Annotated in this window: 13 protein-coding genes; 12 read left to right on the forward strand and 1 reads right to left on the reverse strand. The window is 39.5% G+C overall.

Annotated features, from left to right (window positions below; genetic code table 11):
* Positions 1 to 6 precede the first annotated feature (6 nt).
* The 8 genes from FLK20_RS17360 (at position 7) to FLK20_RS17395 (ending at position 5,461) form a co-directional block, all read left to right on the forward strand.
* Entirely contained in the window at positions 7 to 480 is a 474-nt protein-coding gene (locus FLK20_RS17360; protein WP_194165665.1) for a PTS sugar transporter subunit IIA, read from the forward strand.
* Positions 481 to 506: 26 nt separating this feature from the next.
* The gene (locus FLK20_RS17365) at positions 507 to 1,883 is read left to right on the forward strand and encodes a PTS galactitol transporter subunit IIC (protein WP_152657853.1); all 1,377 of its coding nucleotides are present in this window, start codon (positions 507 to 509) and stop codon (positions 1,881 to 1,883) included.
* 16 nt (positions 1,884 to 1,899) lie between these two features.
* Entirely contained in the window at positions 1,900 to 2,184 is a 285-nt protein-coding gene (locus tag FLK20_RS17370; protein WP_152657854.1) for a PTS sugar transporter subunit IIB, read from the forward strand.
* Between the two features lie 68 nt (positions 2,185 to 2,252).
* Positions 2,253 to 2,699 carry a hypothetical protein gene (locus tag FLK20_RS17375; RefSeq protein ID WP_152657855.1) on the forward strand — a complete coding sequence of 149 codons (447 nt, stop codon included), beginning with the start codon at positions 2,253 to 2,255 and terminating at the stop codon, positions 2,697 to 2,699.
* A 6-nt stretch (positions 2,700 to 2,705) separates the two neighbouring features.
* On the forward strand, positions 2,706 to 3,743 hold the full coding sequence (locus tag FLK20_RS17380; RefSeq protein ID WP_152657856.1) for an alcohol dehydrogenase catalytic domain-containing protein: 1,038 nt from the start codon (positions 2,706 to 2,708) through the stop codon (positions 3,741 to 3,743).
* A 4-nt stretch (positions 3,744 to 3,747) separates the two neighbouring features.
* Positions 3,748 to 4,398, forward strand: a complete 651-nt coding sequence (locus FLK20_RS17385) for an SDR family oxidoreductase (RefSeq protein ID WP_152657857.1) — start codon at positions 3,748 to 3,750, stop codon at positions 4,396 to 4,398.
* Positions 4,399 to 4,418: 20 nt separating this feature from the next.
* Complete coding sequence (locus FLK20_RS17390; RefSeq protein WP_152657858.1) at positions 4,419 to 5,168, forward strand: SDR family NAD(P)-dependent oxidoreductase; 750 nt, start codon at positions 4,419 to 4,421, stop codon at positions 5,166 to 5,168.
* A gap of 17 nt (positions 5,169 to 5,185) precedes the next feature.
* The gene (locus tag FLK20_RS17395) at positions 5,186 to 5,461 is read left to right on the forward strand and encodes a PTS sugar transporter subunit IIB (RefSeq protein ID WP_152657859.1); all 276 of its coding nucleotides are present in this window, start codon (positions 5,186 to 5,188) and stop codon (positions 5,459 to 5,461) included.
* Between the two features lie 84 nt (positions 5,462 to 5,545).
* Here the strand turns inward: FLK20_RS17395 and FLK20_RS17400 are convergent, their stop codons facing one another.
* Positions 5,546 to 6,496, reverse strand: coding sequence for a sugar-binding transcriptional regulator (locus tag FLK20_RS17400; RefSeq protein WP_152657860.1), 951 nt, complete (start codon positions 6,494 to 6,496; stop codon positions 5,546 to 5,548).
* Positions 6,497 to 6,694: 198 nt separating this feature from the next.
* On the opposite strand from FLK20_RS17400, the gene FLK20_RS17405 reads away from it, so the two are divergent.
* From FLK20_RS17405 to lpdA, 4 genes are read left to right on the forward strand one after another with little or no spacing between them, the layout of a single operon-like run.
* On the forward strand, positions 6,695 to 7,675 hold the full coding sequence (locus FLK20_RS17405) for a thiamine pyrophosphate-dependent dehydrogenase E1 component subunit alpha (RefSeq protein ID WP_152657861.1): 981 nt from the start codon (positions 6,695 to 6,697) through the stop codon (positions 7,673 to 7,675).
* Between the two features lie 30 nt (positions 7,676 to 7,705).
* Positions 7,706 to 8,689, forward strand: a complete 984-nt coding sequence (locus FLK20_RS17410; RefSeq protein WP_152657862.1) for an alpha-ketoacid dehydrogenase subunit beta — start codon at positions 7,706 to 7,708, stop codon at positions 8,687 to 8,689.
* A 15-nt stretch (positions 8,690 to 8,704) separates the two neighbouring features.
* Positions 8,705 to 10,054: a dihydrolipoamide acetyltransferase family protein gene (locus tag FLK20_RS17415; RefSeq protein WP_152657863.1), complete on the forward strand. Its 1,350-nt coding sequence runs from the start codon at positions 8,705 to 8,707 to the stop codon at positions 10,052 to 10,054.
* A 12-nt stretch (positions 10,055 to 10,066) separates the two neighbouring features.
* Entirely contained in the window at positions 10,067 to 11,440 is a 1,374-nt protein-coding gene (gene lpdA, locus FLK20_RS17420; protein WP_152657864.1) for a dihydrolipoyl dehydrogenase, read from the forward strand.
* Positions 11,441 to 11,563 lie beyond the last annotated feature (123 nt).

Here is an 11,563-nt window from a genome sequence, read left to right on the forward strand (position 1 = left end):
AAGGTTATGAATTTTGACAGTTTTTTTAGTGAAGAGCTTATCTTTTTTATTAATGCATCGTCTCAAGAAGATATATTTAAGCAAATGTTTCAACGTATGCACGAACTCGGGTATGTAAAAGAATCTTATTTAGAAGCATTAAGCGAACGAGAAAAAGTATATCCTACAGGTATCCAGACAGAGCGGATTGGGATAGCTATACCTCATACTGATTCTGTTCATGTAAATAAAGAATCCATTGGCGTGGCAGTGTTAGAAAAGCCTGTTTCTTTTACGCATATGGGGACAGAGAATCAAACAGTAGAAGCATCGATAATATTTATGCTGGCTATTCAAAAGCCGGAACAGCAATTAGGAGTGTTGCAAGTAATCACAGGCTTAATCCAGAATAACGATTTGCTGCAAAGTCTTCTTCTGGCTAATGATAAGGAAAAAATAATATCTATTATCCAGGAATATAGTAAAAAATTAAATGTGTAGACAAAAAATAGAAAAGGGTGATAGCAATGTTTCAATCGACAATTGATTTTATTTTAGATTTAGGTCCGTCAGTTATGCTGCCAATTATTATGACCATTTTTGGACTTCTTCTAAAACAGGGCTTTAACAAATCTTTTCGGGCAGGTATTACAATCGGTATTGGGTTTGTTGGTATTAACCTGGTGATTGGATTATTGACAACATCTTTAAGTCCGGCAACAGAAGCGATGGTAGAACGATTTAATTTAAATCTATCTATATTAGACGTGGGTTGGCCAGTGGGAGCGGCAATATCATTTGGAACTACATTAGCACCTGTCATGATACCAATAATCATTGTCTTTAACCTTATTCTTGTTGCTTTAAACTGGACAAAAACAATCAATGTTGACATTTGGAATTTTTGGCACTTAATTTTTTCTACCTCATTGGTGTATATAGCTACAAATAATGCATTTTTAGCTATTGCTATCGGGCTAATTGTGACGGGAATTACATTAAAACTGGCAGATTGGACAGCACCAGTGGTAGAACATCATTTTGGTTTGAAGGGTGTATCACTTGCGCATTCAGAAACAGTAAACTTCGCACCGATCACATATGCGCTTAATAAAGTACAAGATAAGATTCCAGGATTAAACAAATTACATGCTGATCCTGAAACATTACGAAAGCGCTTCGGTGTATTTGGAGAACCACTGGTTATGGGGCTGCTTCTTGGGCTGTTAATCGGAATCTTAGGTGAATACAATATACAAGGTATTTTAACATTGGGAATTCAAATGGCAGCAGTATTGATTTTGTTACCAAGAATGGTTGCTCTGTTAATGGAAGGACTTATCCCAATTTCAGAAGGAACAAGAGATTTTGTTACCAAGAGGTTCCCGGGTAAAGAAGTATACATTGGTTTAGATGCCGCAGTTGTTATTGGTAACCCTGCTAATATGGCGGTCGCTTTATTAATGGTACCGATTACACTGGTTTTAGCAGTTATATTACCATGGAATGAAATGCTTCCATTCGCTGATTTAGCAGTATTGCCTTTTACAGTGATTTGGGCAGTAGCAGCTTCCAGAGGAAATATTATTCGGGGCTTAATTAACGCCATTGTAACCGTGATGATCGTATTATTTATTGCCACGAATATTGCAGAATTAACTACCAAAATGGGAGATGCAGTCGGATTTGCAATGCCAGAATCATCCAGTTTAATTTCTGGTATTGATGTAGGCTCACATATCCTTGTTTTCATTCTGTATAACTTATTAGATCCGACGAGTCCGTTATTTATTACTGCCGTTATCTTTGGCGTTATATATGCCTTGTTATGGTATTGGGTTCGCAATGATATTAAGAAAGAGTATGCAAAAGAGTTAAGTATTGATAAAAAAACATTAAAATAAGAAAAGGTGGCGTTTCATGATGAAAAGAATTTTAGTAGCATGTGGTACAGCGATTGCAACATCAACAGTGGTAGCGAAGAAGATTGAAGAGGTATTAGGAAACAAAGGTCATCAAGTGTATGTTGATCAATGCAAAGCAGCAGAAGCTCCTTCAAAAGCAGCAAGTTTTGACCTGATTGTTACAACTACACCAGTTAGCGGTGTTGGTGACGTACCTGTTGTTCAAACCGTTTCTTTTCTATCAGGAGTTGGAATGGATCAGGATATTCAAAAAATAATGGATATCCTGGGGTTAGAGTAAGCTGGAAAGCCTGGCAATTTTAATAAATTGGCAGGCTTTCTATTAAAAAGTCAAGGAAGGTGTTAAAGATGAAGCATTATCAATATACAACTGTGAAATTTTTAACAACGGTATTATTACCTGTCATTATCATGATTGGGCTGCTGCTATGGGGAACAGTCTTATTTCTTTCAGGGGAACAAATGACATTTGCGCAGGTTTTGATATATGGAAGCAGCATTCTATTATTTTTTAGCATTGCAGGTATTCATACGCCCAGCTGGATTAAATTAGATGATGAAAAAATAATTGTACATGCTTTTTTTGTTACACATACGTTTTACTGGAGGGACTTATCTTTTGTTCAATTACGAGTATATAAACAAACCGGTAAACTATATATCAGGCTTGGAACAAATAAAATCATAAAGGGACGTTATTGGATACACAGCGATATCAAAGGTTTTGATGAATTATTTGAACAATTAAAATCTAAAAGCTTTGTAGAGAAAAAAATTTCTAGCGTGGAGAGGTGACGCCGAATGCAGAAGAGTGTTTATTTCGATAAAAACCACTTTGAGATGCAGCCGATCGGTAATCTGAATATCGATAATGATGAAGTGTTAATCAGGATGAAGGTGTGTGGGCTTTGTGGTACAGATATTCATAAAGCGGTGGATAAGACAGTACAAGCCCCGATTACATTAGGTCATGAAATAGCAGGAGAAGTGATAGAAGCAGGTGCTGATGTAACGGAATTTAAAGTGGGGGATCGAGTATTTGTCGCACACCACGTCCCTTGTTTTACATGTACTTATTGTAAAAGGGGACATTATTCGTTATGTCCTCAATTTAAAATGACAAATGTAGACCCTGGGGGCTTTTCAGAATATATTCGTGTGCCTGCTTTACATGTTAAGCATACCATGGGTAAATTGCCTGATGGTATAAGTGATGAGGAAGGAGCTATGGTCGAACCACTAGCTTGCTGTTTACACGGGTTTGAACAAATTGCTATAAATCCAGGTGATAAGGTGTTAATTCTTGGGGCAGGGCAAATCGGCTGTTTACAAGTACAGTTAGCTAACCATTTTTTAGCTGGACAAGTAATCGTCAGTGATGTGAATCCTTATCGATTAAAGAAGGCGAAAGAGGTTGGTGCAACACATGTTATCAAAGCAGATGAAGAAGCAGTACGAGAAAGAGTCAATCATTTAACAGAGGGGCATGGTGCAGATATTGTTATTATTTCAGCTGGAGTCAGCTTTTTATTAGAGCAGGCACTGCATTGCGTGGCACGAGGAGGAACGGTCCTAGTATTTGCTCCTTTTGAGAAGACAGACATTCCAATCCCTGCTTATCGCTTTTTTGAGGATGAAATCTCTATTGTAGGAGCATATTCTTCCACACCTTATAATTATATCCCGGCATTAGAGCTTTTGAAAAAAGGTATTATTGATGTCGATAAGATGGTAACACACCGATTCCCGTTATCTGAGCTGAATGAAGCAATAACACTGGCACATGATACAACGAAAGAGGTTTTAAAAGTGTTAATAGTTCCTGACGAAAGCAGGTGATTGCATGAATATTTTATTATTTGATTCGTCTCATCAAATTTCTGGCGTGCTGACAGAATACTTCCCATCAGTGTATGCGCTTCACTTTACTGATAAATTAAATGGGAAAGGCTGCCTGTCCCAATATGTCAGCGGTCAAGACCCAGAGCAATTAATCACTTTTGATTTATTAGACGATGGGGCCTCCTCTATTGAGTCTTGGTTAAATGAACACCATATGACATTTGATGCAGTAATTAACAACTTAGAACAATGGAGCGGCAGGACACTAACAGAAACATCGGTCGAACAATGGCAGGAATCCCTTTTTATCAATCTTCATCTTCCTTTTTTATTAGTGAAAGCATTCATTCCATATGTTTCTGATAAAGGACAGCTTATTCATATATCCTCTACTGCAGCAGTGAGCGGGGAAACAGGAGATGTAAGCTACGCCAGTCATAAAAGCGGTTTGGAAGCTTTCAGTAAAGGTTTGTCCAGAGAGCTTTCCAAGCGGAAAATTCGTTCCAACGTGATTAGTATATCTCCTGCGTGCTGGGAGAAGCCGGATGGAGTCAGACAAATAGCTCAGCTGTTAAACCAGACTTGTCATGAGCCGATTCGCTTTTTAAATGGTCAGGTTATTACTTTGGATAATGGAGAAACATTATCATAAATAAAGAAGGAGGGGATGTGATGACACGGGCATCGGTCGTTTTGATTATTGGTGGAGCAGCCGGCATCGGGAAAGCGGTAGCGGAAAGCCGCCTGAAAAAGAATGATAAGGTAATCTTTACGGACATAAATGCAGAAGTGGGCAATCAGTTAATGAAAGAATGGAGAAGCCAGGACTACGAAGCGACTTTTTTACGACAAAATGTTACCTCCTGGCAGGACACAGAAGCGGTAGTAGCAAAAACAGTAGCATTATATGGAAGAATTGATGTGCTGATTATTTCAGCGGGGGTTACATCACAAAAAAGATTGGAAGATATCTCAGAGAAGGAATGGCGTTTTACACTGGATGTCAATCTCACAGGGTTATTCTATAACCTGAAAGCAGCTATTCCTGAAATGGTAAAGCATTATGGAGGAGATATAGTCATTGTTGGTTCCGGCTCTGCTATAACCGGGTCAGGAGGTGGTATCCATTATGCTGTTTCTAAAGGAGGTGCATTTGGTTTAATGCGGGCAATTGCTAATGAATACAGTGATCAAGGTATTCATATCAATCTTGTGGCGCCACGAGTAATCGAAACGGAAATGCTGGATGTGCTTTACCCGACCATGGAAGCAAAGGGAGCACTTCGTCAAAAAATACCTGTTAGAACATTTGGAACATTAGCAGATACGACAAGTGCTATCAATTTTTTGGCAAGTGAGGATTCACGGTATATACAGGCGCAGATTTTATTACTGGATGGCGGAAGAACCTATTTAACGTAAATAAAGGAGAGATTAAGTTGGCGAAAGTTTTAGTTGCAACAGGAACCTCACAAAATAAAATGAACAAAGTAGTAGAATTATTAAAGTCTGGTTTAGCTGATAGAAACATGGAAGCTGAAATTGTAGCAGAAAATATTTATGAAACGAATGTGGAGGATATAAATCCAGATGTTATTGTTCTTGTCGGTGTCAATAAGCTGGATACTGAAATTCCTACGATTGATGGTGTTCCGTTTATAACGGGAATAGGGATAGATCATGTAATAAACGAAGTATTGAAATATATTTCCTAGCTAAAAAGACTCTTTGGATAGACCGGACTGGCTGCCAAAGAGTTTTTTAGCAGGCATTTGTTTCATCGATAGGAGATTAGGAGATTACTCACTCGCATATAATAATTCTGTTGCTATTTGCTCATCGAGAACCAATACATTAATATAATTGCCTTTTAAAGCTGCTGATACGCTCTCTGCCTTATGAGCTCCTGAAACAACGCCGATTACTTTTTGGATATGGCGCAATTGTTCAAGCGATATTCCGATTACTTTTTTATTAAATGAACTATCGACCTGTTTACCGTTTAAATCAAAGAAGCGGAAACCCATATCACCAACTACCCCAAATTGCCGAAGCTGTTCTAAATCATTTTGATTAAGATAGCCAATCTCTTCCAGAGTTGATTGTACGTATGGATTAGCTAAGCCGACTAATGCAATATCAACAGTTGCCGCTTCCTGGAGAACTTCATTAATATCATCCATCTTCATTAAGCGCTCACGCAATTCGCTGGTTTCCGTCATAGCTGGTGCATAGAGGTAAGAGCATGTACCGCCTACCCTTTTAGCGAGTTCATATGCTAATTGGTTAGAGTGGATCTCTACTTTCTCACGTCCCATGCCGCCTTCTAATGGGAAGATGGTGATGTTTTTTTTCATTTCATAGGGATATTCCTGGACTAATGCTTCTAGAGTTGTTCCCCATGATATCCCGATTTTATTTGCTTTTTTGATATTTTTCGATAGATAATAAGCTCCTGCCTGTGCAACAGATAACTTGACTACATCTGGTGTTTGCCCGGAAATAGGGACAACAATAGCATCTTCTAACCCAAAGCGTTCCTCTAATTTTTTTTCTAAATTTACTGTATGAACCGTTTCATCTTTAATAAAAATCTCAATAATTTTATGCTCGCGTGCTTTTTGTAATGATTTTGATATGACTGGTCGTGAAACACCAAGTTTCTTGGCAATCTGTTCCTGCGTCCAGCCATCATTATAATAAAGGTTGGCGATTTTTACCAATGAACGTCTTTCTTCCCAGCTAAGCATATACTCACATCCATTCAAATTAGCATTCCTATTACAATTGATATAAGAGAAATTCTTTAATGTAAAGTTTACTATAAATTAAAAAATAATCAATAAATTCGAGATTTATCAGAGAATTATCTTGACCTTTCACCAAAAAAAACATACACTATTTACAAAGGTAACTATATAGAACATATGTAAGTAGGAGGCGAAAAAATGAATCATTTAAAGGTTCCAGAGAAAATAACAGAAAATAAGCTAGTAGAACTCTACAAACAAATGTGGTTAATCCGCTATTTTGAGGAAAAAGTAGACCAATTTTTTGCAAAAGGGAAAATCCATGGAACAACACACTTAGCTGTAGGACAGGAAGCAAGCGCTGCCGGTGTATGCGCTTTATTAGACAAGGAAGATAAAATTACCAGTACGCATCGCGGGCATGGTCATTGTATCGCCAAAGGAGCAACACCAGATAAGATGATGGCTGAGCTCTTTGGAAGAACGACAGGCTATTGTAAAGGAAAAGGCGGTTCCATGCATATTGCCGATGTAGAAATGGGAAATCTTGGTGCTAACGGCATCGTTGGCGGCGGTATTCCATTAGCAGTCGGCTCTGCCTTAACTGCATCGATGAAAAAGTTAAATTATGTAACCGTATGCTTTTTTGGAGATGGCGCTACTAATGAAGGAAGCTTTCATGAAGCAGTAAACCTTGCAGCTGTTTGGAATTTACCTGTTATTTTTGTTTGTGAAAATAATCAATATGGAATGTCAGGTTCTGTGAAAGAGATGGTTAAGGTGGAGGATATTGCAACAAGAGCAAAAGCCTACGGTATTCCAGGAGTCGTTGCCGATGGAAATGACATTATTGAGATGATCAATGTCACAGACGAAGCCATTGCACGTGCTAAAAACGGTGAAGGTCCAACATTGATTGAAGCAAAAACATATCGCTGGAAGGGTCATTCGAAAAGCGATGCCAAAAAGTATCGTACCCGTGATGAGGAAAATGAATGGAGAGAAAAAGATCCGATTAAACGGTTAAAGGAACTTTTAATTAGTGAATCCATTTTTACAGAAGAAAAGGCAGAAGCACTGCGGAAAGAAGCATTAAAGGAAATTGAGGATGCAGTGGCGTTTGCCGAAGAAGGTCCAATGCCAACAAAAGATGACTTATTAACAGATGTATTCGCTTAAAGAGAATGTTCAAAAAGGAGGAAAGAAATAATGAGAGAGATAACGTATTTAGAAGCTGTTCGGGAAGCAATGAGTCAGGAGATGCGTGCAAATGAAGATGTTTTTATTCTTGGTGAAGATATAGGTGTATACGGTGGTGCTTTTGGAGTCACCCGTGGAATGATCGAAGAATTTGGACCTGAACGGATACGTAATACACCGATTAGTGAATCAGGTATTGCCGGTGCAGCAGTTGGTGCAGCATTGACTGGAATGCGCCCAATTTTAGAGCTGCAATTCTCTGATTTTATTACCATTGCAATGGATCAAATGGTGAATCAGGCGGCAAAGATTCGTTATATGTATGGTGGAAAAGGGAAGGTTCCGATGGTTTTGCGTACGCCAAGCGGATCAGGTACGGGGGCTGCTGCACAGCATTCACAGAGCTTAGAAGCCTGGGTAGCTCATATTCCGGGGTTAAAAGTAGTCCAGCCTTCCACAGCGCATGATGTAAAAGGGCTGTTAAAAGCAGCGATGGATGATGATAATCCGGTTATTTTCTATGAGCATAAATTGCTCTATAAAACAAAAGGCGATGTACCAGAAGAACAATACAGCATCCCGTTAGGAAAAGCAGATGTAAAACGGGAAGGAACGGATGTAACGATTGTAGCTACAGCTATTATGGTCCATCGTGCTTTAGAGGCGGCAGAGGAGCTGGAGAAGGAAGGAATCAGTGTAGAAGTTGTCGACCCACGTACATTAGTTCCATTAGATACAGAAACCATTATTCAATCTGTATCTAAAACATCCCGTTTAGTCGTTGTCCATGAAGCCGTAAAAAGAGGCGGTTATGGAGCAGAGATTGCAAGTATGATTGCAGAGAGTGAAGCATTTGATTACTTAGATGCACCAATTAAACGATTGGGCGGTGCGTCCTCACCAATTCCATATAATCCGGAATTAGAAAAAATGCATGTTCCACAGGTTCCAGATATTATTCAGGCAGTTAAAGAAACATTAAATAAAGCATAGAAAGGAGGATTTCAGGTGGCGAAAGAAATATTTATGCCCAAGTTAAGCAGTACGATGGAAGTAGGAACTCTGCTTCAATGGTTTAAAGAAGAGGGAGATTCTGTGGAAATGGGAGAACCCCTATTCGAGATTATGACGGATAAAATTAATATCGAAGTAGAGTCCTATGAAGAAGGGGTATTGTTAAAGAAATATTTTAACGTGGATGACGAGGTCGAAGTGAATGCCTGTATCGGTTATATTGGCGAAGCAGGTGAAAAAGTTCCTGATACACCGCCGGCAGCTTCTGGAGAATCGGACGCAGAAGAAGCCCGGGAAGAGGTATCTGTTGAGGAGAATGGGGAAGCAGCAAGTGCTCATTCTGATCCGGCAGAAAATAAAGGTGGAAAAGTTAGAGCAACGCCGGCAGCCCGTCGTGTTTCCCGGGAAAATGATATTTCCTTATCAACAGTTCCCGGATCTGGTCCAAACGGCAGAGTACATCAGCAGGATGTTGAGACAGCAATTGCGAAGGGTGCGATAGCAGTAACTCCGCTGGCGGAGAAAATAGCAGCTGATCATGGGGTAGATTTGAAGCAGGTAATTGGAACGGGAGCCCGCGGGAAAATTGAAAAGCAGGATGTGCTTGCTTACCTTGAATCTGCTAAGGGAACCGTATCAGAAGCACATGCACCTCAAGCAGAACGTATCAAGCTGAAAGGGCTTAGAAAAGCGGTTGCTGATAAGATGGTGGAAAGTGTGCAAACTATTCCGCATGTAACATTGACAAGTGATGTCGATATGACAAATGTTATGGATCTGCGTAAATCATTGCTGCCTGTCATCGAAAAAGATACAGGATACCGTTTATCCTTTACAGAGGTCATTATGAAAGCAGCTGCCAACGCACTGGCCAAGCATCCCAAATTAAATGCTTCTTTAATCGGTGATGAAATTGTAATGAACAAGGAAGTAAATATTGGACTTGCTGTTGCAGTAGAAAATGGCTTAATTGTGCCCTCTGTGAAAAATGTAAATCAGAAGGGTCTGGCTGAACTGACACAGGTTAGTAAAGAACTGGGCAGGAAGGCAAGAGAAAATAAATTGAAGCCGGATGAGATGCGGGGAAGTACCTTTACAATCAGTAATTTGGGAATGTATGCGATTGATGCCTTTACACCAATTATAAACGGACCTGAAACAGCGATTTTGGGTGTCGGAAGAATCATCGAAAAACCTGTTGTCGTAGATGGACAACTGGTAGCACGTCCGATGATGGTGCTTAGCTTGTCCTTTGACCATCGGGCTATTGATGGTGCACCGGCTGCAGCATTTTTAACGGATTTGAAGGCAAATCTAGAGAATCCTTATAGTTTATTAGTTTAAGGGGCTGAGTAAATGACAAAATTTGATGTAGCGATAATTGGCGGAGGTCCCGGAGGATATGTTGCAGCAATCCGTGCTGCAAAGCTGGGTCTATCTGTAGCATTGGTGGAAGGCAGGGATTTGGGAGGAACCTGTTTAAACCGTGGTTGTATTCCTTCTAAAACCTTATTAAAAAATGCGGAAGTTATCAATCAAGTGAAAGAAGCGAAGCAATTTGGTGTTCAAATTGACTATTACTCTATTGATATAAACACTATGATTAAAAGAAAGAATCAGGTTATCGGGCAGCTTCGTAACGGGATTAACAGCTTATTAAAAGCGAATAAAATAAAAGTATATAACGGTTATGGTACAGTCGCTGCCCAAAAGAGAATCTCTGTTGATTTGGGAGAAAAGACAGAAAATCTGGAGGCGGAATCGATTATTCTTGCAAATGGATCGAAACCGTTCGTTCCCAGCCTTCCTGGACTTTCTGAGATTCCTTATGATACCAGTGACACGATTTTTGATATCGAAGAAGTGCCTGATCATTTAGTTATTGTCGGTGGCGGCGTCATCGGATTAGAAATTGCCTGTATTTTTCAAAGCTTAGGAACAAAAGTCGAAATTATTGAAATGGCGGATCGGATTATTCCTGCCGAAGACAAGGATGCAGCTGATTTTCTTGCAAAAGAGCTGCAAAGAAAAGGGATTCTGATGCATACGAATGCCAAAGTGCTTGCTTTTAAAAAGGGTCAGAAAACCATTGTCCAGTTAGAAAAGAACGGGCAGGAAATAAACCTGGAGACGGACAAGGTGCTGGTTTCTGTCGGACGCGAGCCTAATTTAACAGGATTAGACGACCTTTCTGTTGATTATGACGGCAAGTTTATTAAAGTGGATAAACATATGCAGACGAATGTAAAAGGTATTTATGCAATTGGTGACTTAATTGGCGGTTATCAGCTTGCACATGCGGCAAGTGAGGAAGGTATCCGGGCAGTGAATCATATTTTGGGCGAAAAGCATCCAAAGGATTTTATTATGCCCCGTTGTATTTACACCTTCCCCGAGATTGCAAGTGTTGGTATGACCGAAGAGCAGGCTAAAGCAGAAGGGTATCAGGTGAAATCTCAAAAAGTAGATTTAGCTGCTAATGGAAAGGGAATTGCCTCAGCAGAAAATAGCGGATTTATGAAGATTATATCGGAAAAAAAATATGGAGAAATTCTTGGTGTCATCATGGCCGGTGCTCATGTTACAGAAATTATCAGCCAGGCAACCTCCTTTATGTACTTGGAAGGTACTGTAGAAGAACTGGAGGATATGATTTTTCCGCATCCAACCTTATCAGAAGCAATGTTTGAAGCAGCTGCAAAATGGCTGGATAAAGGCATTCATTATTAAAAAGAAGAATCGGGACAGCATCCATGAAAATAAAAAACGTATGAGATCAATTTTAGAAGCTTCGATTTCATGCGTTTTTCATTCATTGACACAAAATCTATCAATTCCTACAGAGGTGATAAA

Source organism: Oceanobacillus sp. CFH 90083, assembly GCF_009389585.1.
Lineage (GTDB): Bacteria > Bacillota > Bacilli > Bacillales > Amphibacillaceae > Oceanobacillus.

Coding starts and splice junctions, on each gene's coding strand:
- lpdA (WP_152657864.1), top strand. CDS start 10,067: ATGACAAAATTTGATGTAGCGATAATTGGCGGAGGTCCCGGAGGATAT.
- FLK20_RS17370 (WP_152657854.1), top strand. CDS start 1,900: ATGATGAAAAGAATTTTAGTAGCATGTGGTACAGCGATTGCAACATCA.
- FLK20_RS17375 (WP_152657855.1), top strand. CDS start 2,253: ATGAAGCATTATCAATATACAACTGTGAAATTTTTAACAACGGTATTA.
- FLK20_RS17360 (WP_194165665.1), top strand. CDS start 7: ATGAATTTTGACAGTTTTTTTAGTGAAGAGCTTATCTTTTTTATTAAT.
- FLK20_RS17400 (WP_152657860.1), bottom strand. CDS start 6,496: ATGCTTAGCTGGGAAGAAAGACGTTCATTGGTAAAAATCGCCAACCTT.
- FLK20_RS17385 (WP_152657857.1), top strand. CDS start 3,748: ATGAATATTTTATTATTTGATTCGTCTCATCAAATTTCTGGCGTGCTG.
- FLK20_RS17390 (WP_152657858.1), top strand. CDS start 4,419: ATGACACGGGCATCGGTCGTTTTGATTATTGGTGGAGCAGCCGGCATC.
- FLK20_RS17405 (WP_152657861.1), top strand. CDS start 6,695: ATGAATCATTTAAAGGTTCCAGAGAAAATAACAGAAAATAAGCTAGTA.
- FLK20_RS17380 (WP_152657856.1), top strand. CDS start 2,706: ATGCAGAAGAGTGTTTATTTCGATAAAAACCACTTTGAGATGCAGCCG.
- FLK20_RS17410 (WP_152657862.1), top strand. CDS start 7,706: ATGAGAGAGATAACGTATTTAGAAGCTGTTCGGGAAGCAATGAGTCAG.
- FLK20_RS17365 (WP_152657853.1), top strand. CDS start 507: ATGTTTCAATCGACAATTGATTTTATTTTAGATTTAGGTCCGTCAGTT.